A 19,960-nucleotide genomic window follows, 5' to 3' on the forward strand; every position below is an offset into this window, starting at 1 on the left:
CAGCAGGGCCGGGGGGGCGGGGACCTCACAACTTTTTTAGTCGTGCCAAAAACTGTGAGGTCGGTGGGGGGCACACAGCTTTCATTTCCCAGCCCTCCCCGGCCGGCTGCTTACCCAGATGGGATTGGTCAGGGCCAGCATGGCACCCGTTGGATTGCGCACCTCCACCCGCAGGTAGCGGGGGCGGCCGGCCAGCGGCCAGCGCACGGCCGTAGAGCCCGTGGCCGCTACCGGACTCGTGGCCAGCACGCCGCTTTCGCCCAGCAGCGTGACGGTACCGGCCGAGGCTCCGCGCAGCTCAAACGCCACTTCAAGGCGCTGCCCGGCCGCCGCCACCAAAGTATCGCCGATGCCGGCCGAGGCCCCGCCGGCCCACGCCGTGAGCGTGAGGCGGAGGGCGCGGTCGGCCGCCAGGTAGGCGCGCCGGGCCCGCAGGCCCTGCATAATGCCGGCGCGCGACAAGCCCGTGGCCTGAACCACGGTGCGCGGCCGGCCGAGCTGGTTGGGGGAGAGGGCGGCCGTGTGCGTGTCGCTGGCGGCCACGGCCAGCAGGGGGCGGCCCTGGCGCAGCAGCGCGTCCCACCACGCCAGGGCCCGCTCGTTGCGGGCGTCCCAGCGGCCATTCCACACCTCGATGCCGTCGAAATGCCGCACCCCGAACCGGAAGCGGTTGACGGTATCCGGGAAGAACGGGTGGTTGATGATGGCCAGGCCGCCCAGGGCGCGCACCTGCGCCGTGTAGCGGGCAATGCTGCTGTCCGCCGGCACGTAGCGCCAGTCGATGAGCGTGGTGGGCTCCAGCCCGAGGGCGTTCCAGTGGCCGAAGGCGGTGGTGGTTACTTCCTCGCCGTTGATGACCAGTAGGTTGGGGCGGGCGTAGCGGCCCCAGCTCAGGTTGGCGCTGTTGGTGTTGTGCTCAGTCGATATGATGAAATCCAGCCCCTGGGCCACGGCCTCGTCCACCAGTTCGGCGGGCGTGCGCCGGCCGTCGGAGTGCAGCGTGTGCAGGTGCAGGTCGCCCTGGTACCAGCCCGGCCGGGTGTTGATGACCGTGGCGGCGGGCGCGGGCACGAACAGGGGACCCACCGGGCCGGGCACCAGCGTCACGGTCAGCTTCCAGTCGAGGCCGGCCGGGGCAATGGTGGAGGGGTAGAGCAATACGTGCCAGGTGCCGGGCCGCACCGGTCCCGGCACGTAGCCGGTGGAGGCCGCCTGGGCATTGATGAAAAAAGCCGTCTTGGCCCCGCCCGACCAGCCCCGGAAGCCCGCCGTGGTGCCCGGTCGGTAGCCGGCCGGGTCGTAGATGCCCATATTGAGCACGTTGCCGCCGTCGTGGCCATAGTCTTCCCGCACCCGGATTTCGGCCGTGCCCGCCGGCACTTCAATGGGCACATAAAACAGCCGGAACAGGCTGTCGGCCGGCATGTGTCCCTGCCGGACTAGCTCCGTAGGCGTCTGGGCCGCTACCGGGCCCGCCAGGCAGCACAGGCCCAGGAGTAGCGCCCAGGTAGCCGCCGGCAGGCCGTCATGCAGAGCGCAGCGAAGCATCTCGCGTGTGGTAGTAACCCAATCGTAAGGAAAGGAAAAGTGATAGCATGCGAGATGCTTCGCTGCGGTCTGCATGACGGCCTATTTGAGCAATTGCTTTTATTTCACTGCCGCCGGAGCCGACGGACCTGCATTGACCGGATTGGGCCGGAAATACGTGCCGTCCGCGAAGCTGATAGCGTAGGGCGACTGGAAGTGCGTGCTCGGCGCGTAGTAGTCGGTGCTGATGATTTGGGCCCCCGACTGCTCGGCGGCCTCGAAGCTGCTTTTGTCGTTGCGGCGCGCTTCCTGGGTGTCGCTGTCGGCGCGGGTGCGGATGATGTAGCCCTGCGCCACCAGGCTTTTGATGGCGGCCTGGTCCTTCTTCGCGTTGTTCATGATGTGAATGGCGGCCTCGGGCGTGCCCGGCTCGGCATCGGCAAACAGCACCCGGCCCTTCAGCGAGGGGTGGCCCTGGATGTAGGTGGCGCGCTTCTCGCCCAGCTCATCCAGCACAAACACGAACTTACCCTGGGCGGCCCGCAGCGTGGGCCAGTTGCGGTGCAGCACGGCGCTTTCCAGCGTCGCGTACTTGCCGCGCACCTGGTCGGGCGTAATCACCTTATCGGCCCCCAGGTTGTCCACAATCTCCTGGTCCAGGGCCTCGAACACGGCCGGAGTGAAGGGCTCGGGCACGGTGAGGCCGGGGCGGGGCAGGGCCTCGCTCTTGGCGTTCATGGTGATGAAAACGGGGTGATGCGTGGGGTGCGCCGCCGACCAGCGCTTCAGCTCCAGCAAGGCCAGCTTGAAGGTGGGCGCGTTGCTGCGGTAGTCCAGGTCCTGAATGTGGAACACCTTGAAGCCCGGCTGCTTCATGAGGCCGGCCGGGTCGTAGGGCGGCTGGCCGGGGGCCAGGTCGAGGCCCTTGGGGTGGGCGTACTTGCCGCCCTGGGTGTCGGCGTACACGTCGATTTCCAGCGCCAGCAGGCCCTTGTTCAGCTGCTCGGTCAGGGTCAGGTGCTCGTAGTCGATTTTGCTCATGCTCACCGAGTCGGCCTTTTGCAGCATTGCAAACAGCTTGGGGTCGATGGCCTGCTTGTAGCTGTTGTGCGAGCCAATGACCTGCACCTGGTTCATCAGCGGCTCGGGGGCCGGCTTGGTGGTAGCGCAGAGCGTGCCGGCGGCGATGGTGCTTAGGAGGAGGGTTGCTTTCATAATAGTTGTGGTGATGTTCGCCTGGGTCACCTCACCCCCTAACCCCCTCTCCCGCGGAGAGGGGGACTAGCTCTGGTTCTAGCTTTTTAGAAGCCAAGACTAAAAACCAGTTCCCCCTCTCCGTGGGAGAGGGGGCCAGGGGGTGAGGTGCCGCCCGGCTAGTAGCCAGGATTCTGCACGAGATTGCTGTTGAGCTGTCGCTCCACGGTGGGCACCGGGTAGAGGCGGCGGGTCAAGCTTTTGTCCATCTTGAGCACGTCGTTGGGCAGCGGGTATTCGGTTTCAAACTGATTGAAGCGAATCAGGTCGTTGCGCCGCCAGGCCTCCCAGCTCAGCTCACGGGCGCGCTCGTCGAGCAGGCCGTTCAGGTCGATGCTGGTGGCCAGCTGGGCTCCGGCCCGAGCCCGGACTTTGTTCACGAGCACCAGCGGGGTTTGCAGCTCGCCGTTGGCGGTGGTGGCCGAGGCCCCGCGCAGGATGGCTTCGGCCTTCATCAGCAGCACGTCGGCGAGGCGCAGCACGGGCACGTCGTTGCCGTTCAGGCGGGTGGCCTGGATGATGGCCGGGTCGGGGTAGTACTTGAGCGAGCGCACGCCTTCCGACTGCGTGGCCAGGGTATTGCCCACGTCCATGGGCTTGGGCGGCACCAGCGTCAGCACCGGGTTGATGACAATCTGGTTGGTGGTGCCGGGGTAATATATCGGGGTGGTGGTGAAGCCGCCGTTGCCATCGGGCACGAACTGCGGGCCCGCCAGCCAGGTGGTGGTGCGGAAGTCGCCGGGCAGGTTGAAGCGGGCGTAGAACTCCGGCGTGGTGCTCATGGCAATGCTCAGGCCCACGTTGAAGCCGTAGGCCTGCACCGAGTAGTAGAAGAAGCCGAAGCGCGTGAACTGGTTGCCCGGAATCTGCTGGTCGTAGGGAATGGCGAAGATGGTTTCCCGAATCTGGGGGCCGTTGCTGGGCAGGAAAATGTCGCGGTAGCGCGTGTCGAGGGCGTAGTTCGTGTTGGCCTGCACGCTGTCGGCCATGCGCACCACGTCGGAATAGCGGGCCGGGGTGCCGTATACTTCCGCGTTGAGGTAGAGCTTGGCCAGCAGCGCGTACACCATGCCCTTGGTGGGCCGGCCGTACTGCTGGGTGGTGGTGGCGGGGTTGGCCGACTTGCCCGGCAGCTTGGGCGTGAGGCTTTTCAGCTCGCTTTCAATAAACTCGTAGACCTTGGTGCGGGGCTGGGTGGCGGGCTGAGGCGCAGTGGGGTAGTCCGTCACGATGGGCACGTTGCCGTACAAATCCAGCAGAAAGAAGTAGTACAGCGCCCGCATGGCCCGAATCTCGGCCAGGTGCGCCTCCTTCTCGGCCGGCGCGAAGCCGAACGTGTTCGTGACGTTGAGCAGGCGGTTGCAGGTGGTAATGCCGCCGTAGGCCCACTGCCAGATGGTGAGCACGTTGGGGTGGTCGGGCGTCCAGGTGTGGTAGTGCAGCTGCCGGTACTGGCCGCCGTCGTCGAAGTTGCCGTCGCGGGCGGGCAGAATGGCCTCGTCGGTGGCCATCGTCTGCATGCGCCAGTAGGGCACGGCGAATTGCGACGACAGGTTGGAGTAAATGGCTCCCACCGAGGCGTTGTAGTCGCTGAGGGTTTTGGGGAAGTTGGCCGCCACGAACTGGGACTCCACGGGCACGTCCAGCTTTTTGCAGGAGTATGTAACAGTAGCCAGGGCGCTCAGGGCGAGGAGAATAGCTTTGTTTTTCATATGTTTATGTATTTGTCATGCAGAGCGCAGCGAAGCATCTCGCTTGCTTCGTTGAGTCAGTAATCTCAGCGTCAGCAAGCGAGATGCTTCGCTGCGCTCTGCATGACGAATGATTTTAGAAGGAAGCCGCCAGGCCCAGGGTGAACGTCCGGGTCTTGGGGTAGTAATTCTGGTTGTCGATGCCCGGCGTCAGGCCCCCGATGTTGATTTCGGGGTCGATGCCCCGGTATTTGGTGATGATGAACAGGTTGTTGCTCGCCACGTAGAGGCGCACGGCCTGCACGTAGGGCGTGTGCGGCTTCAGGGTGTAGCCCAGGGTGGCGTTGTCGAGGCGCAGGTAAGCCCCGCTCTCCAGGAAGCGGTCGGAGATGAGGTAGGCGTTGATGTCGGTGAAAGCCTCGCCCTGCGTGAAGCGCGGGATGTTCTGCAGGCGCGCGTCGGTGGGGTTGTTGAGGCCGGCCAGGGTCGCGTTCAGGATTTTATTGCCCATCACCCCGCGCACCAGGAAGTTTAAGTCGAAGCCCTTGTAGTTGAATGTGTTGGACCACCCGTAGATGAGCGTGGGCTGGGCGCTGCCCGCCACCCGCATGTCGGTGGTGAGGGGCTGGGTGGCCGTGATGCTGCCATCGGCCTTCTGGTAGGTGCTCACGCCCTGCTCGTTTTTGCCCATGTAGTGCCACAGCTTGAAGGTGCCGAGCGGCGAGCCGGGCTGCACAATCTGGCTGTAGTTGCCGCTCTGGCCCTTGCCGCCGAGCTGCGCCGTCTGGATGTAGGGAATCGTGAAGCGCTCGGTGCTCAGGTTGTCGATGTTGTTGTGGTTGTGCGAGAAGTTCAGCGACGAGCGCCAGGTGAAGGCGCCCGTTTGCACCGGCACCACGCTCAGGGCCACCTCAATGCCCTTGTTGGTCATGCTGCCCACGTTGGCCGTGTAGGTGGTGTACTGAAACTCCGTGCTCGACACCGGCAGCACGTCGTCAATCAGGTCGCTGGTTTTCTTGATGTAGTAGTCCACCGACGCCGTGACGCGGTTCTTGAACAGGCCGAAATCCAGGCCGAGGTTGGTGGTGGCGGTGCTTTCCCACTTCAGGTTGGGGTTCTCGTTGCGCACGGCGTTCACCACGTTCGAGATGACGCCGTTGTTCAGGTACTTGGTGCTGCCGGGGGGCGTGCCGTAAATCAGGATGGCCGAGAAGGCGTCGAAGCCCTGGCTATTGCCCGATACGCCGTAGCCGGCGCGCAGCTTGAGGTCCGAAAACAGCACCTGGTCCCGCATAAAGCTCTCGTTGATGATGCGCCAGCCCAGGGCAGCCGTCGGGAAGTAGCCGTAGCGGTTGTTCACGCCGAACACCGACGAGCCGTCGCGCCGCAGCGAGGCCTGCACCAGGTAGCGGTCGCCGTACTGGTACTGCACGCGGGCATACTGCGAGATGAGCCGCAGGGTCGAAATCGGGTTGTTGTCGAAGGCCACCTGGGCCAGCGAGGTCGGGTTCGACAGGTACAAATTGTTGGAGCTCAGCGCGTCGTTGGCAAAGTTCTGGGTTGTGATGCCGAAGCCGTCGTTCGTGCGGTCCTGCTGGTAGGAGTAGCCGGCCAGCAATTGCAGGTTGTGCTGCCCGAAGGCGTGGTCGTAGTTGGCGTAGGCTTCCAGCACGTCGTTGGTGTTCACGTACTCGGCGCGGCGGGCCACGCCGCCCAGGTTCACGGCCAGGCCCGACTGGCTGTTGAGGTAGCTGCTCAGGTTGGCCTGGGCGCGCTGGGTCGAGCCGCTCAACGTCAGCTTCAGGCCCGTGAGCACGTCCACCTGCACCAGCCCGTTCACCAGCGTTTTGTTGTCTTTGGTGACGTAGGTGTTGTTGTTGGCCAGCGAGAGCGGGTTGAGCGGGCCGCTGCCCGTGCGGGTGTAGTTTTCCTTATAGCTGCCATCAGGGTTGAACGGGCTCACCGTGGGCAGGTAAAACAGCATGCCCGGCAGCGTGCTGCCCTGCGGAATGTCGTTCTGGTTGGTGCTGCTGTTGATGATGTTCACCCCCAGCTTCAGGTGGTTGTTGAAAAAGCGCTGGTTCACGAACCCCCGGTAAATAAGGCGCTCCAGCGAGGTGTTTATCAGCGCCCCGTTGTTTTTCAGGTAGTTCACGCTGGCGCCGTAGTCCGTGGCATTGGCCGAGCCGGTGAAGGAGAGGTTGTGGTTGGTCGAGTAGCTGGTGCGCTCAATCAGGTCCTGCCAGTTGGTGTTCGAGCCGTCGTCGTCGGTGGGCGTGGCCAGGGGGCGGGTTTTGTTGTCGCTCAGGTACTTGCGCAGCTCATCGCCGCTCAGCATGTCAATTTTCTTCGACACCTTGGCCACGGCCGCGTAGGCGCTGTAGGTCAGACGCGTCTGGCCCGGCTTGGCCCGCTTCGTGGTGATGATAATGACCCCGTTGGCCGCCCGCGTGCCATAAATGGCCGTCGACGAAGCATCCTTCAGCACGTCAATTGTGGCAATGTCGTCCGGGGCCAGCAGGTCGATGCTCGCGCCCGGCACCCCGTCGATGACGTAGAACGGTTCGGTCACGCCCCCGTTCACGGTGCGGATGGTGCTCGGGCCGCGCAGCACCACCGACGGCCGCTGGTTGGGGTCGCCGCTCTTGGTGATGTTCAGGCCGGCCACCTTGCCTTGCAATAGCTCGGCCGGTGTTGTGAGCACGCCCTGGTTGAATTCCTCCGCTTTAATAGAAGTGACGGAGCCCGTAATATCCGCGCGGCTGGCCGTGCCGTAGCCAATTACCACCACGTCGCTTAGCTTTTGCGCATCGGGCAGCAGCGTGATATTGAGGCTAGTCTTAGTCCCGACAGTAACCTCCTTGTTCACCATGCCCACGAACGTGAACACCAGCACCTCGGCCGGCCCCGTGGTGTTGATGCTGTAAGTGCCATCGGCGTTGGTCGCCACCGCCGTGGTCGCATCCTTGATTCGAACCGTGACGCCAGGCAGCGCCGCGTTTTTCTCGTCGGTTACGGTGCCTTTCACGGTTTGCTGGGCCATTGCCAGCGTGGGGCCCATGAGCAGCACCGGCAGTACCAACGTGCGAGGGCGAAGTCGAGTAAATTCCAGCCACAGGCGAGCTGTGGAATAGCAGTTTTTCATAAGTGCGCAATCAATAAGGGGCTTGCTTAGAGACTGCAAAGCACCGGCGCACTTGTTAAGACAACGTGTTTTCGAGGTTACATTAGAATTTATAAGATAATTAATATTATTATAAAATCAATATTCTAAGGGGGGTTAGAAGAAAACCTAACAGAAGAAATAGATGTCCTTCTTGTGTCCACATCATCCCTGGACCACCTCACCACAAGCTTTGCAGGCTGTGCGCCAAAATGGCTACGGCCTCGTGTAGCTCCGTGTCATTCAATGAGGCAAAGCCCAGGCGGGTCGCATTTTGATTGGGTTTCTGCCACTCATAGAGGCTGCCATCGTTCAGATACAGTCCATTACGCAAACATTTCTGAGACAGTGCATTGAGATTTATTTCCGAGGCAAACCGCGCCCACACGGCCATGCCGCCGCTGGGCTGCTCGAAGTGCAGGGCGGTCGGCAGCTGTTCCCTGAGCAAGGTGCAGAGCCGGTCCCGGCGGCCCTCGTATACCCGTTGTGCCCGGCGCAGGTGCCGGCTCATCTCGCCGCTTTGGTACAGCTCGGCCAGGGCTTCTTCGAGCACCTGGTCGCCCTGCCGGTCAATGAGGCGGCGCACATTAGTGACGGCCTGCACCAGGGCGGACGGGGCCACGAGGTAGCCCACGCGCAGGGCCGGCATGAGGGTTTTGCCGAGCGACCCCACGTAAATGACGCTGCCCGCCGTATCGGCCGAGGCCAGGGGCAGAATGGGGCTACCGGTGTAGTGAAAATCAAAGTCGTAATCGTCTTCCAGGATGGCAAAGCCGTACTCCGCGGCCAGGCGCAAGAGCTTGAGGCGGCGGTCGGCGCGCAGGGTGACCGTGGTGGGGTGATGGTGGTGCGGCGTGACGTAGAGCAGCCGCACGGGCTGCTGCTGGCACAGGCGCTCCACGGCATCCACGTCCAGCCCGTGGGCATCGACGGGCACCGCCAGGAGCCGGCCCCCGTGGTGCTGGAAAGTAGCAGTAGCCGCAAAATAGTTGGTTTCCCCCACGATGACGGCATCGCCGGGCCGTAGCAGCACGTGCGCCGTGAGGAAAATACTTTGCTGACTGCCCCGCGTAATCAGGATGTTCTCGGCGGTGATGGCCAGGCCCCGCGTGTCGCGCAGGTCGGCGGCCAGGGCCTCGCGCAGGTGCGCCGAGCCCTGCGGGCTGCCGTAGCGCAGGTACTGCCGGGAAGACGGCCGCCGGGCAATGGCCCGGTAGGCCCGCGTCAGCACGTCCAGCGGGGCCAGCCGCACGTCGGGAAAGCCATCGTTGAACACCAGCACGGGCAGGGCAGGCAGCACCTGGGTGGCCACCGTCGGCACGGGCTCGAAGGCAAAAGCCGGGTGAACGGGGTAGGCGGGCAGGGCCACCGGGGCGGCAGGGACTTGCTGCGGCAGCCGCGGGGCCACGAACAGGCCCTGGCGCGGCCGGCTTTCGAGCCAGCCCTGGGCCACCAGCTCGTCGTAGGCGGCGATAATCGTCTGGCGATTAAGGCCCAGGCGCTCGGCCAGCACGCGGCTGCCGGGCAGCCGCGTGCCAACGGCAATGATGCCGCGCCGGATTTCGGCGGCCAGCCCGGTGGCGACCTGCTGGTAGAGCGGCTGGTCGAGGGCGCGGTCGAGGGGGATAATGGTTTGGTAAGGCAACACGCCGTGGAGGGGGTGATTTGTTGAAACTGGACGACGACGGCACCCCGCGCAGACGGGAGCTTTGCAACAGAAAATGGCTTTCCCCCGAGCAGGAACAGGGTTGTCAGCCCGCCTGAGTTGGTGCCTAAGCAGGCAAACCTATCCCATCAATCATGTTAAAACAATCTGAATACGTCACGTTGTTTGCGCGCCTGGCGCTGGGCGCAGGGTTGCTTTCGGCGGTAGCGGACCGGCTGGGCCTTTGGGGCTCGCCGGGGCAGCCGCACGTAGCCTGGGGCGACTGGTCGCACTTCGTGGCCTATACGGGGCAGGTCAATTCCTTTTTGCCGGCCGCGCTGGCCCCGGTGCTGGCCGTGCTGGCCACGGGGGTGGAGCTGGTGCTGGGCATTGCCTTGCTGCTGGGCCTGGCCACCCGCATCGCGGCCTGGGGCGCGGGGGGGCTGCTGCTGGTATTCGCCCTGGCCATGACCATTTCCTTCGGCCCCAAAGCCCCGCTCGATTATTCGGTGTGGGCCGGGGCGGCGGCGGCCTTCCTGCTGGCGCAGGCCCGGGCTTATCCGTGGAGCCTCGACAGCTGGCGGGCCACCACGTAGGCCAATCGCCCGGGCGGGCTGTTTTAATCCCCGCTTCGCGGCAGCTTTTCGCTTCATCTTCTCCCTGCTTTATTATGTCCGAGCCTTCGCCTGATACCCGTGTAATTCCGCAACCGCGCTTCAATCTGCACGCCGTAGAGCCTGCTGCTTACGCGGGCCTGCTGCTACTCGATAAGCACCTGGCGCAGTCGGTGCTGACCGCCACGCATTGGGATTTGATAAAAGTGCACACCTCGCAGCTAAACGGCTGCGCCTATTGCATCCAAAAGCATTCGGAAGATGCCCTGAAAGCGGGCGAGACCGAGCAGCGCTTGCGCGCCCTGCCGGCCTGGCGCGAGGCGCCCTACTTCACGGCCGAAGAGCGGGCCATCCTGGCTTTCACGGAAGAGGTAACGCGGTTGGTGCCCCACCACCTTTCCGATGCTACTTACGAAGCGGCGGTACGGCTGCTGGGCGAGCGGTATGTGGCCCAGGTGCTGCTGGCCGTGACAAACATGAACGCCTGGAACCGCCTGGGCATCGCCGCCCGATTAGTCCCCGCCTAAATCCTATGGCCCCCACCCCCATGCCCCCCATTCTGCTGGCCATCAGCGACGCCCAGATTCTGGCGTGCTGGCCGGCGCTGCACCTGCTGCGCCCGCGCCTTGTTTACGAAACCTTTCTGGCCCAAATCCAGGATATGCGGCAGCACGGCTACGCGTTGGCGTACCTGGAAACCGGCGGCGAAGTCGTCGCCGTGATGGGCTTCCGCTACCTCACCCAGCTCTACGCCGGGCGCACGCTGTACATCGACGATTTATCGACCCTGCCGGCCGCGCAGGGCCGGGGCTACGGCAGCCACCTGCTCGATTATGCCCTGGAACTGGCCCAGACACGCCGCCTGGATGGCGTGGCCCTGGATTCGGCCTTTGCCCGTGAGGCGGCACACCGGCTGTACCGGCACAAGGGCTTCGAGCCGGTTGCTTTTCACTTCTACCATTCCCTGGCCGCTGCCTAAACATCACCTGGCCCCGCGCTTTTTTCAGCGGGCGGAGATGACCTCCTTGCTGGCGGGCTATTCATTCCCTTTGGGCAGCCCCTTTTCCTTACCTGACACTCCCGTTCGTACTGGCCGCAGGGCATCAATCGGCCATTCCGCTTTGAGCGCGCCGCTTGAAGGTAGCATAAGGTATTGACCAAAGTGGGCTTCAGCGCAGCTTGAGCAGCGCCAAGGCTAACCGTACGATTTAGTACCCCCTCCCTACACCCCCTATGGAATCTCTTGCAGTTGAACCGGCGGCAATGGCCCCGGCAGCTCGTCCCCAGCACAAAGGCTCGGCGCGGCTCTTTGCCAATCCGGTGCTGGAGCGCCTCTCGCACACGCACATTGCCTGGCCGGTAAGCATCTTTTTCAGCACCGCGCTGCTGAGTTTTTACTACGGTTTCACGCACGGCTTTTTGCCGGGCTTGTCCGCGCTGGGACTGTTTTTGGGCGGTTGGCTGCTGTTCACCTACGTTGAGTACGCCATGCATCGCTACCTCTACCACCTGCCCACCACTACCCCGCTTCGCAGGCGCCTGCAATACACCATTCACGGGGTGCACCACGAATTCCCGAAGGATAAAACCCGCATGGCCATGCCGCCTTTTGTCACCGTTTTTGTGGCCTCGTTGCTGTTTTTCCTGTTCCGCCTGATGTTCGGCACGTGGGCATTTGGGCTGCTGAGCGGCTTCACGTTCGGGTACGCGCTGTATCTATTCGTTCACTATGCCATCCATGCCTACGCGCCGCCCCAAAACTTCCTGCGCGTCTGGTGGACGCACCACGCCCAGCACCACTACCGCCAGCACGAGTCCGCTTTCGGTGTGTCGAGCACCCTCTGGGACCATGTGTTCCACACCATGCCATTCTGAGGTGGTTCCGTTATGCTGGACAGTTTAGGGTAGTAGTTTGAAGAAGTTGTTGGTGAGTGTGATACGGGGTCTGGTAGCCGATGCTGGAGTGTAGCCGGTCGTAGTTGTAGTAGTCGAAATAGTCGGCGACGCTGGCCTGCGCGTCCGAGAGGTCGGCAAAAACGGGCCACTCGCGGAGTTCGGGCACCTCCGTTTTGAGCCGGGACCACAGGCTTTCGGCCTGCGCGTTATCGTAGCACTCGCCGCGGCGGCTCTGCGAGCGCACGGCGTTGTGCTGGTGCAGCAGGGCGCGGCAGGCCTTGCCGCAGTACTGCCCGCCGCGGTCGGAGTGCACGAGGAGTTCCGGGGTGGGCGGCTGGGAGAAAAGAGCCCGCTGCAAGGCGGTGGTGACGAGTTCCGCGGGCATGGTGTCCCCACGTGCCAGCCCACGACGTGCTTGGTGCACTGGTTCTGGAAAGCACACAAGTAGGCCCAGGAGCCGTTGGCCAGCGGCAGATACGTGATGTCCGAGACCCACACGCGGTTGGCCTGGGTGGGCTTGGGCGGGTCGAGCAGCCGGTTGGGGGCGCTGTCCAGATTATCTAGACCACCTCAGTTATCCACAGTCACCGAAAAGGCGCCGCAGCTAAGTCGACCGATTGAGTTTTGTACCAAGCTTTCGGTCAAATTCCTTAGCGTGCCATATTTTCCGTTTTCCGAGACGACCCCTATTTGCCCGTGTAACTGGCTACGAACTTTGCCGCCGCTTCCGCCGACGGCGCGAAGAACGACGGGCCGGCCAGCAGCGTGAGCTGCTGCACGGATGGCGGCCGCGCTGCGTTGCGCCCCGCCAAAAATTGCTGGGTCCGATATGCTTCCAGGGCCCCTTCCAGCACGGCGCGGACCACATCGCCGGCGGGCGAGTCCAGGCCGGCGTCCTTCAGGTCGCTGGAGTGCGAGTAGCTGGCCACGCCCAGCCGCAACGCCTCGCGCATCCCCACCAGGCCCACTTTATGCATGGTGCTGCTGAAATCAATCCGGTGGCGGTCGCCCAGGCCCACCAGGAGCAGCTGCCGGGCCTTGACCGAGCCGGGCGGTGTTTCCAGCAGCAGCGTTTCCATTTCGTAGCCGTGAAAACGCCCGCTGCGGCGCAGCTCCGTGAGCAGCCCGCCCAGGGCTTGGTCTACATGCACCAGGCCGTTGAGGGCGGCGGGCAGCGCCGGGGGGGAGCGGTAGATATCGTCGGCGTTGTACTCAAACACGCACACCACCTGTAGGGGCGTTTCCTGTTCGGAGGGCCCCTGCACCTTCACCCGCACGGCGACACCGCCGGCCTGGCCCACGGCTTTTTCGGTGCCCGCCGCCACCGGCGGTGGTGCGGCGGGTGCCGGCGGACTGGTCTGGGCCACACTCAGGGGCCCACATAGTGCAAACAGCAGCAGGGCCATCACCGGGCCGCGCAAGCCAACCAGCAGGAGTTGTTTCATGGGAGGGGAGGGGAAAAGAAAAATGGGAAATGCTGGCGCCGGGGGCCCTGACAAGGAGCAGTCGGCCGAGGTGTACATGGCCCGGTTGCGGACCCTCGTACAGGAAATAGCCGAGTACGTGGCGGAACGGCCCCCCTGCCAGCCGGCCCTTCAACTGGATGTTTGAGGGTAAAGCCAATAATAGCAAAGTGGGGCTCCCCGATTATAAGTTCATAGCGGATTAGCGGGCCACTAGCGAGGCGGAAGCAGCGCATGCCGCTCCCGGCAAAGGTCGCTTCTGCCCCTGCCGGTTTACATGGCCAAATCCTGTAATCGGAGGTATATAGCAATGCTGCGCCAACAGCGACCAATGGCCTGCATCCCGCAAATGCACCTGTGATTACAGGGTTTAGCCATTGCGCGCAGCCGGCGCAACGGTGTTCTTTGTGGTTTCGCCGGGCGGGGTAATGCCCGGCCGGATTTCTCGCCCGCTACTACTGCCGGAACACATGCATCAGCCTTCCATTCATACCGCCGGGCAGCCCCTGGCCACCGCCATCAACGTCCTCATTCTGCTGCACGGGCGCGGTGGCAGCGCCGCCGATATCCTCTCGCTGGCCAACCAGCTGCACGTGGCCGATTTTGCGCTGCTGGCCCCGCAGGCCCCGCAAAACAGCTGGTACCCCAACTCGTTTCTGGCCCCGCCCGTGCAAAACGAGCCCTGGCTCTCCGTGGCGCTGGCCACCGTGTTCGACCTGGTGGGGAGCCTGGAAAAGCAGGGCATTCCCAAGGAAAACCTGTACTTCCTGGGCTTCTCGCAGGGGGCGTGCCTCACGCTGGAATTTGTGGCCCGCAACGCGGCCCGCTACGGCGGCGTGGTGGCCTTCACGGGCGGGCTGATTGGCGACCGGCTTTACCCCGAAAACTACGCGGGCGCGTTCGCGGGTACCCCGGTTTTTATTGGCACCGGCGACCCCGATTTTCATGTGCCCGTGGAGCGGGTGCGGGCCTCGACGGTGCTGCTGACCAGCATGGGCGCCCGCGTGACCGAGAAGGTGTACCCCAACATGGGCCACACCATTTCACAGGAAGAAATCAGGCTGGCCAATGAATTGATTTTTAAAAAGTAAGGGCGCGAAAATGCCTCGCTCAGTCAGCTAATTTTACTCCCTTCCAACCATGCAAAAAGGACGCCTCGAAGCCTTCAGCGACGGCGTCATCGCCATCATCATCACCATCATGGTGCTGGAAATCAAGCGGCCGCACGGGGACACGTTGGCCGCCCTAAAGCCCGTGCTGCCCGTGCTGCTGGGCTACGCGCTGAGCTTCGTATACGTGGGCATTTATTGGAACAACCACCACCACTTGCTGGCGGGAGTGACCAAAATCGACGGCCGCGTACTGTGGGCCAACCTGCATCTGTTGTTCTGGCTGTCGCTGATACCCTTCGCCACGGACTGGATGGGCGAAAACCACTTTGCCCCGGCCACGCTGGCGGTGTACGGCGCGGTGCTGTTCATGGCGGCCATGACATTCAATATTTTGCAGCGTAAATTAATTGCATTGAACGGTCCCGATTCGGTGCTGGCCCGCGCCGTAGCGCACGAATGGAAGGGGCGGCTCTCACCGCTATTCTACGCCCTGGGCGTGGCCGCCTGCTTCTGGAATGCGTGGGTGGCGGGCGCGATTTACGTGGCGCTGGCGCTGGGCTGGCTCGTGCCCAACCGCCGCATCGAACGTCCGTTACCTCCCGCTTCGGCGGCGGAATAGCAACGTAGCGCGGCCATATCCGGGTCGGCGCGGCCGTTTACTCATCCAGGTACTGGTGCACGAATTTGATGGCCATGCTGCCCTCGCCCACGGCCGAGGCCACCCGTGCCATGGCCCCGGCCCGGCCGTCGCCGGCGGCGAAGAGGCCGGGCACGCAGGTTTCCAGCAGGTAGGGCTCGCGCGTCTCTTTCCAGGAGGTGGAGTAGCGCGGGTCGGCCACGAGGTCGCGGCCGGTGAGGAGGTAGCCCCGGCTGTCGCAAATGGCGAGGTGACTTATCCACTCCGTGCTCGGCTTGGCGCCGATGAAAATGAACAGGGCGCGGGCGGGGTACGGCACGGGCGGCTGGCCGTCGCGCTGCAATACCACGGCCTCCAGCGCCTGCGCCCCACAGGCTTCGCGGAGCTGCGTGTTCGGCAACAGCTCGATGTTGGGGGCCTGGCCGATTTGGTCAATCAGATATTGCGACATGCCGGCCGCCAGGCTCTCGGCCCGAATGACGACGAATACCCGCGAGGCATACGTCGACAAATACATGGCCGCCTGCCCGGCCGAATTGCCGCCGCCGATAATAAAAACCGGCTGGTTGAGGCAGCTCCGCGCCTCGGTCCGGGCCGCGCCGTAGTACACGCCGGCCCCGCTCAGGCGGTCGAGCCCCGGGGCCTGGAGGGTGCGGTAGCTGACGCCCGTGGCCAGCACCACGGCTTTGGTGCGAATAATGGCGTGGTCGCACAGGGTCAGGACTTTGTAGCCGTCCTGCACTTCGAGGGCTACTACTTCGCTCGGGGCCATGAATTCGGCCCCGAGGCGGGTGGCCTGCGTCCAGGCCCGGTGGGTGAGCTCGGTTCCGCTCAGGCCGGTGGGGAAGCCCAGGTAGTTCTCGATGCGCGACGACGAGCCGGCCTGGCCACCGGGCGTTTCCTTCTCAATAACGAGGGTTTTGAGGCCCTCCGAGGCCCCGTACACGGCTGCAGCCAGCCCGGCCGGCCCGGCCCCAATCACCACCACGTCGTACAATTCATGCTGCGCCTCCACCAGCAGCCCCAGGTGGCGGGCCAGCTCCGACTTACTGGGCCGGGCCACGGCCTGGCCATCGGGGTAAATCACTGCTGGCAGGTCGTCGGGGCCCAGGCCGCTGGCCAGGAGCAGGGTAGCGGCCTCGGCATCTTTCTCGAAATCAAGCCACTGGTAGCCCACCAGGTAGCCGCTGAGGAAGTCCTTTAGCGCGTGCGAGCGGGGCGACCACTGAAAGCCAATGAGCCGCAGGCCCGCGAAGGCCGGCCGGTACGTGGCCTGCCAGCGCGCCAGCAGGTCGCGCAGGGTGGGGTAGAGCAGCTGTTCCGGCGGATTCCAGGGCTTGAGCAGGTAGTAGTCGAGCTCGGCCGTGTTGATGGCTTTGATGGCCGCCGTGGTGTCGGCGTAGGCGGTGAGCAGCACGCGCTTGGCCTCGGGAAACAGCTCGCGGGCGTGGCTCAGCACCTCCACGCCTTCCACGTCGGGCATGCGCTGGTCGGCCAGCACCAAGGCCAGCGGCTCGGCACGGGCGCGCAGCTCGTCGAGGGCGGTGAGGGCGGCGGGCCCCGAGTCGACACTCATGATGCGATAGTCGTGGCGAAACTCCTGGCGCAGGTCGTGGGCCAGGGCCGCCAGCACCTGCGGGTCGTCGTCAACGGTAAGGATGAGGGGCTTTTTCATAAAATAGCATTCCGGATAGGGGCACTCAGCTGATGGGTAGCCAGACGGTAAACTCGGTGCGGCCGGGCTCGGAGGCCGCCTCCAGCCGCCCGCCGTGTTCCTGCACGATGTGCAGGGCAATGCCCAGGCCCTGGCCGGTACCTTCACCGGGCGGCTTGGTGGTGTAGAAGGGCTCGAACAGGTGGGCCAGTACTGCGGGCGTGATGCCGGGGCCATTGTCCTGAATGCCGACGCAGACGAAGCCCGCCTGCTGGCCCACGCGCACCGTCAGCTCGCCGCCCTGGTCGGGCAGGGCATCCAGGGCGTTGTCAATCAGGTTGGTCCACACCTGGTTGAGGCTGCCGGCCTGGCCCATGATGAGCGGCAGGTCGGGCGCGTAGTCGCGGGTGAGGTGCCCGTTTTTTTGGCGCAGGGCGTAGGCAAACATGTTGAGCGTGCTGTCGAGCCCGCTGGTCACGGCCAGCCGTTCGCGGCCGGTGGCGCGGTCCATGTGCGAGTAGATTTTCACGTCGCCCACCAGAGCGCTGATGCGCTGGCCGGCCTCGCCGATGTCGCGGCTGAAGCGCTGGGCCGCCAGGTGGCCGCTGAGCCAGGCGAATGCCGCCGGCCGGGCCGCGGCCGGGAGCTGGGCGGCCACGGGTGTCAGCGCGGCCGCGGTCAGGTTGGCGGCGAGCAGGTCGGCGGCGAGGGCGTAGCCATCGGGGCAGCCCTGAGTTTCGAGCCAGTCGGCCAGCGCCTCTTCTTCGTCCACGGCGGCCAGCGCCGAGCGAATTGCGGGCCGCTCGGGCGTGAGCACGGCCAGGGCCGTGACGTTGGCCACGGCGTCGGCCGGCGGCACGGTGGCCAGGAGGTTCAGCAGCAGCGTCGGCAGCACCTGCAACGAGGCGGTGAGCGAGGCCGCCGCCCGGCTGATGGCGGCGGCCGGGTTGTTCAGTTCGTGCGAAAGGCCGGCCGAAAGCTTGCCCAGCGCCCGCAGTTTGTCGTCGCGCTCCTGGGCGCGGGCCTCGTCGCGGGCGCGGTCGCTCATAATGTCCACCAGCCGCTGCACCAGCAAGGGGCTCACCTGCTCCAACGCCGGAAACTGGCTGCACGGCAGCTGGAAAAGCGTGGTATCGCCCACCGTTACGCCCTGCTCCGAAGCCGGCGCGAGCCGGGCGTAGGGCAGCGCCCCGCTCAGGTGGCCCGGCCCGAGGCGGAAAACGGGCTCCGACCGGCCGTCGCGCAGCGTGTAAAACTGCACGCTTCCCGCCACCACGGCCACCAATTGGTCGGCCCGCCCATTGGCGGCCATCACGGTTTCGCCGGCGGCAAACCGGCGCAGCTCGCCGGCCTGGCCCAGCCAGTCCAGCACCTCGGGCGGCAGGTCCTGAAACGCGATGATGGTGCGCAAAGCCGCCGGGTCGGCAGGCAACAGCTGGGCCATGAGCGAGGATGATAAAGCAGCTTATGGGCCGGCACCCGGCCGCGCCGCGGTCAGATGCGCGCGGCCAGGAAGGCGGCCACTTCGGCCAGGCGGTTCGAGAAGCCCCATTCGTTGTCGTACCAGGCGGCCACCGACAGCAGGTTGCCTTCCTTCACGGTCAGCGGCAGGTCGACGATGGACGAGTGCGGGTCGGCCACAATGCGCGCAGACGCCCATTCGTCTTCCAGCACATCCAGCACGCCCTGCAACGGGCCGGCTTTGGCGGCGGCCCGAAAGGCGTCGTTCACTTCCTGCACCGTGCAGTCCTTTTCGGTCACCAGGTTCAGCTCCGCGATGCTGCCCGTGCGGGTGGGCACGCGGTAGGCCTTGCCGGTAATCTTCAGGTCGGGCCAGATGAACTGCAGGGCCTTGGCCGCGCCCGAGGACGAGGGAATGATGTTCTCGGCCGCCGCCCACGAGTCGCGCCGGTCCTTCATGGGCTGGTCGGTCAGCGACTGGGAGTTGGTGTAGGAATGCACCGTCGAAAACAGGCCGTACTGAATGCCGAAGTTTTCGAGCAGCACCTTCACCACGGCCGCCAGGGCATTGGTTGTGCAGCTGCCCATGCTGATGATGCGGTGCCGGGCCGGGTCGAACGTATCGAGGTTGATGCCCTGGAGCAGCACGGCGTCGCAGTCGGCCAGAGACTTGCTGGGCGCACTCACCAGCACGTACTTCGCGCCCCGGTCGAGGTGGGCCTGCGCGCCGGCGCGGGTGGTGGCCCGGCCGGTGCAGTCCACCACCAGGTCCACGCCCAGCGCGGCCCAGTCGGGCACTTCTTTCGCCGAGTTGAGGTAGGCCATTTCCCGCCCGCCAATGGTGAGCTGGCCCGCGCTGCCGGCGACGGGTTCGGGCCAGCGGCCGTAGTTGGTGTCCACCGCAAACAGGGCGGCCAGGGTGGCTTCGTCCCGAATGTCGGAAATGGAAACCGGGACGAATAGCTGGTGGCTCAGGCCCACCCGCAGGAACTGCCGCCCAATGCGGCCGAACCCGTACAACGCAATTTTTGCCATGACAGAACGAGTTGCTTGTTAATTGGCCGCCAGCTTTTTGGCGATTTCGGCGGTGTGCTTGCCCTGGAAGCGGGCACCCTCCAGCTCGTTGGCACTGGGCTGGCGCTCGCCCTGGCCGCCGGCCACGGTGCTGGCGCCATAGGGCGTGCCACCGGTCACTTCGTGGTGGCCCATCTGGCCCTGCCAGGCATAGGGCAGGCCCACGATGACGAAGCCGTGGTGCAGCAATTCGGTGTGGAACGAGCGGATGGTGGTTTCCTGGCCGCCGTGTTGGGTGGCCGTGCTCACGAACGCGCCGCCCACCTTGCCCACCAGCGCGCCGCTGGCCCACAGGCCGCCGGTGGCGTCGAGGAAGGCCTGCATCTGGCCGCACACGTTGCCGTAGCGGGTGGGCGTGCCGAAGATGATGGCGTCGTACTGCGTGAGCTCCTGCGGGGTGGCCACGGGAATGTGCGCGTAGGCTTTCTGCGCTTCGGTGGCCCCCATCTGGTCGAGCACGGCGGCGGGCAGCGTTTCGGGCACGCGCTTGATGATGACTTCATTGCCGGCTACTTCGCGGGCACCTTCGGCGATGGCTTCGGCCATTTTCCAGATGTGGCCATAGGTGGAATAAAACAGAACGAGCGTTTTCATGGGGTGCGGTTTGGTGGTCAGATGTGATGATGTGCTTGGCGGTCATGCTGAGCGCAGCCGAAGCATCTCTGCCTCAGGAGTAATCAGGCCGCTGATGCGTTGTAGAAACGCACACTTGCGCCTCGTTGTTTGCACCAGGCGGCCGTCATCGTTCAACGACGAGACGCAAGTATGC

17 protein-coding genes are annotated in these 19,960 nt (G+C 64.7%); 6 read left to right on the forward strand and 11 right to left on the reverse strand.

What is annotated here, in order from left to right; all coding sequences use genetic code 11:
• Window positions 1-81: 81 nt before the first annotated feature.
• The 5 genes from J4G38_RS16840 to pdxR all read right to left on the reverse strand — a co-directional run bounded on the left by J4G38_RS16840 (window position 82) and on the right by pdxR (window position 9,283).
• Window positions 82-1,548, reverse strand: a complete 1,467-nt coding sequence (locus J4G38_RS16840) for a CehA/McbA family metallohydrolase (RefSeq protein ID WP_210519701.1) — start codon at window positions 1,546-1,548, stop codon at window positions 82-84.
• A gap of 99 nt (window positions 1,549-1,647) precedes the next feature.
• The gene (locus tag J4G38_RS16845) at window positions 1,648-2,742 is read right to left on the reverse strand and encodes a phosphatidylinositol-specific phospholipase C1-like protein (RefSeq protein ID WP_210519702.1); all 1,095 of its coding nucleotides are present in this window, start codon (window positions 2,740-2,742) and stop codon (window positions 1,648-1,650) included.
• Window positions 2,743-2,900: 158 nt separating this feature from the next.
• Window positions 2,901-4,493, reverse strand: coding sequence for a RagB/SusD family nutrient uptake outer membrane protein (locus J4G38_RS16850; protein ID WP_210519703.1), 1,593 nt, complete (start codon window positions 4,491-4,493; stop codon window positions 2,901-2,903).
• 115 nt (window positions 4,494-4,608) lie between these two features.
• Window positions 4,609-7,617, reverse strand: a complete 3,009-nt coding sequence (locus J4G38_RS16855) for a SusC/RagA family TonB-linked outer membrane protein (RefSeq protein ID WP_210519705.1) — start codon at window positions 7,615-7,617, stop codon at window positions 4,609-4,611.
• Window positions 7,618-7,816: 199 nt separating this feature from the next.
• Window positions 7,817-9,283: a MocR-like pyridoxine biosynthesis transcription factor PdxR gene (gene pdxR, locus J4G38_RS16860; RefSeq protein WP_210519707.1), complete on the reverse strand. Its 1,467-nt coding sequence runs from the start codon at window positions 9,281-9,283 to the stop codon at window positions 7,817-7,819.
• A gap of 152 nt (window positions 9,284-9,435) precedes the next feature.
• On the opposite strand from pdxR, the gene J4G38_RS16865 reads away from it, so the two are divergent.
• The 4 genes from J4G38_RS16865 to J4G38_RS16880 all read left to right on the forward strand — a co-directional run bounded on the left by J4G38_RS16865 (window position 9,436) and on the right by J4G38_RS16880 (window position 11,769).
• On the forward strand, window positions 9,436-9,876 hold the full coding sequence (locus J4G38_RS16865) for a DoxX family membrane protein (RefSeq protein WP_210519709.1): 441 nt from the start codon (window positions 9,436-9,438) through the stop codon (window positions 9,874-9,876).
• A 74-nt stretch (window positions 9,877-9,950) separates the two neighbouring features.
• Window positions 9,951-10,421, forward strand: coding sequence for a carboxymuconolactone decarboxylase family protein (locus J4G38_RS16870; protein WP_210519711.1), 471 nt, complete (start codon window positions 9,951-9,953; stop codon window positions 10,419-10,421).
• A gap of 20 nt (window positions 10,422-10,441) precedes the next feature.
• Window positions 10,442-10,873: a GNAT family N-acetyltransferase gene (locus J4G38_RS16875; RefSeq protein WP_210519713.1), complete on the forward strand. Its 432-nt coding sequence runs from the start codon at window positions 10,442-10,444 to the stop codon at window positions 10,871-10,873.
• A 254-nt stretch (window positions 10,874-11,127) separates the two neighbouring features.
• Window positions 11,128-11,769 carry a sterol desaturase family protein gene (locus J4G38_RS16880; protein WP_226163490.1) on the forward strand — a complete coding sequence of 214 codons (642 nt, stop codon included), beginning with the start codon at window positions 11,128-11,130 and terminating at the stop codon, window positions 11,767-11,769.
• Between the two features lie 10 nt (window positions 11,770-11,779).
• On the opposite strand, the gene J4G38_RS16885 is transcribed toward J4G38_RS16880, so the two are convergent.
• Both J4G38_RS16885 and J4G38_RS16890 read right to left on the reverse strand, forming a co-directional pair.
• Entirely contained in the window at window positions 11,780-12,175 is a 396-nt protein-coding gene (locus J4G38_RS16885; protein WP_210519715.1) for an integrase core domain-containing protein, read from the reverse strand.
• A 301-nt stretch (window positions 12,176-12,476) separates the two neighbouring features.
• Window positions 12,477-13,235, reverse strand: coding sequence for a M17 family peptidase N-terminal domain-containing protein (locus J4G38_RS16890; protein WP_210519717.1), 759 nt, complete (start codon window positions 13,233-13,235; stop codon window positions 12,477-12,479).
• A 488-nt stretch (window positions 13,236-13,723) separates the two neighbouring features.
• Between J4G38_RS16890 and J4G38_RS16895 the strand changes: the two genes are divergently transcribed.
• The gene (locus J4G38_RS16895; RefSeq protein WP_226163492.1) at window positions 13,724-14,344 is read left to right on the forward strand and encodes an alpha/beta hydrolase; all 621 of its coding nucleotides are present in this window, start codon (window positions 13,724-13,726) and stop codon (window positions 14,342-14,344) included.
• Between the two features lie 49 nt (window positions 14,345-14,393).
• On the forward strand, window positions 14,394-14,984 hold the full coding sequence (locus J4G38_RS16900; RefSeq protein ID WP_210521671.1) for a TMEM175 family protein: 591 nt from the start codon (window positions 14,394-14,396) through the stop codon (window positions 14,982-14,984).
• A gap of 37 nt (window positions 14,985-15,021) precedes the next feature.
• Here J4G38_RS16900 and J4G38_RS29005 read toward each other — a convergent pair whose 3' ends face one another.
• The 4 genes from J4G38_RS29005 to wrbA are packed head-to-tail and all read right to left on the reverse strand — an operon-like array spanning window position 15,022 to window position 19,785.
• Window positions 15,022-16,677: an FAD-dependent oxidoreductase gene (locus J4G38_RS29005; RefSeq protein ID WP_210521670.1), complete on the reverse strand. Its 1,656-nt coding sequence runs from the start codon at window positions 16,675-16,677 to the stop codon at window positions 15,022-15,024.
• 25 nt (window positions 16,678-16,702) lie between these two features.
• Window positions 16,703-18,100 carry a sensor histidine kinase gene (locus J4G38_RS16915; protein ID WP_210521669.1) on the reverse strand — a complete coding sequence of 466 codons (1,398 nt, stop codon included), beginning with the start codon at window positions 18,098-18,100 and terminating at the stop codon, window positions 16,703-16,705.
• 50 nt (window positions 18,101-18,150) lie between these two features.
• Complete coding sequence (locus tag J4G38_RS16920) at window positions 18,151-19,152, reverse strand: type I glyceraldehyde-3-phosphate dehydrogenase (RefSeq protein WP_210521668.1); 1,002 nt, start codon at window positions 19,150-19,152, stop codon at window positions 18,151-18,153.
• 18 nt (window positions 19,153-19,170) lie between these two features.
• Window positions 19,171-19,785: an NAD(P)H:quinone oxidoreductase gene (gene wrbA / locus J4G38_RS16925; protein ID WP_210521667.1), complete on the reverse strand. Its 615-nt coding sequence runs from the start codon at window positions 19,783-19,785 to the stop codon at window positions 19,171-19,173.
• Window positions 19,786-19,960 lie beyond the last annotated feature (175 nt).

This window comes from Hymenobacter terricola (genome assembly GCF_017921975.2).
Lineage (GTDB): Bacteria > Bacteroidota > Bacteroidia > Cytophagales > Hymenobacteraceae > Hymenobacter > Hymenobacter terricola.

What these genes read in the sequence shown, in the direction of transcription:
- J4G38_RS16890 (WP_210519717.1), bottom strand. Translation starts at nt 13,235, where the DNA reads ATGAAACAACTCCTGCTGGTTGGCTTGCGCGGCCCGGTGATGGCCCTG.
- J4G38_RS16915 (WP_210521669.1), bottom strand. Translation starts at nt 18,100, where the DNA reads ATGGCCCAGCTGTTGCCTGCCGACCCGGCGGCTTTGCGCACCATCATC.
- J4G38_RS16865 (WP_210519709.1), top strand. Translation starts at nt 9,436, where the DNA reads ATGTTAAAACAATCTGAATACGTCACGTTGTTTGCGCGCCTGGCGCTG.
- J4G38_RS16870 (WP_210519711.1), top strand. Translation starts at nt 9,951, where the DNA reads ATGTCCGAGCCTTCGCCTGATACCCGTGTAATTCCGCAACCGCGCTTC.
- J4G38_RS16850 (WP_210519703.1), bottom strand. Translation starts at nt 4,493, where the DNA reads ATGAAAAACAAAGCTATTCTCCTCGCCCTGAGCGCCCTGGCTACTGTT.
- J4G38_RS16880 (WP_226163490.1), top strand. Translation starts at nt 11,128, where the DNA reads ATGGAATCTCTTGCAGTTGAACCGGCGGCAATGGCCCCGGCAGCTCGT.
- J4G38_RS16840 (WP_210519701.1), bottom strand. Translation starts at nt 1,548, where the DNA reads ATGCTTCGCTGCGCTCTGCATGACGGCCTGCCGGCGGCTACCTGGGCG.
- J4G38_RS16845 (WP_210519702.1), bottom strand. Translation starts at nt 2,742, where the DNA reads ATGAAAGCAACCCTCCTCCTAAGCACCATCGCCGCCGGCACGCTCTGC.
- J4G38_RS29005 (WP_210521670.1), bottom strand. Translation starts at nt 16,677, where the DNA reads ATGAAAAAGCCCCTCATCCTTACCGTTGACGACGACCCGCAGGTGCTG.
- J4G38_RS16895 (WP_226163492.1), top strand. Translation starts at nt 13,724, where the DNA reads ATGCATCAGCCTTCCATTCATACCGCCGGGCAGCCCCTGGCCACCGCC.
- J4G38_RS16900 (WP_210521671.1), top strand. Translation starts at nt 14,394, where the DNA reads ATGCAAAAAGGACGCCTCGAAGCCTTCAGCGACGGCGTCATCGCCATC.
- wrbA (WP_210521667.1), bottom strand. Translation starts at nt 19,785, where the DNA reads ATGAAAACGCTCGTTCTGTTTTATTCCACCTATGGCCACATCTGGAAA.
- J4G38_RS16885 (WP_210519715.1), bottom strand. Translation starts at nt 12,175, where the DNA reads ATGCCCGCGGAACTCGTCACCACCGCCTTGCAGCGGGCTCTTTTCTCC.
- J4G38_RS16855 (WP_210519705.1), bottom strand. Translation starts at nt 7,617, where the DNA reads ATGAAAAACTGCTATTCCACAGCTCGCCTGTGGCTGGAATTTACTCGA.
- J4G38_RS16920 (WP_210521668.1), bottom strand. Translation starts at nt 19,152, where the DNA reads ATGGCAAAAATTGCGTTGTACGGGTTCGGCCGCATTGGGCGGCAGTTC.
- J4G38_RS16875 (WP_210519713.1), top strand. Translation starts at nt 10,442, where the DNA reads ATGCCCCCCATTCTGCTGGCCATCAGCGACGCCCAGATTCTGGCGTGC.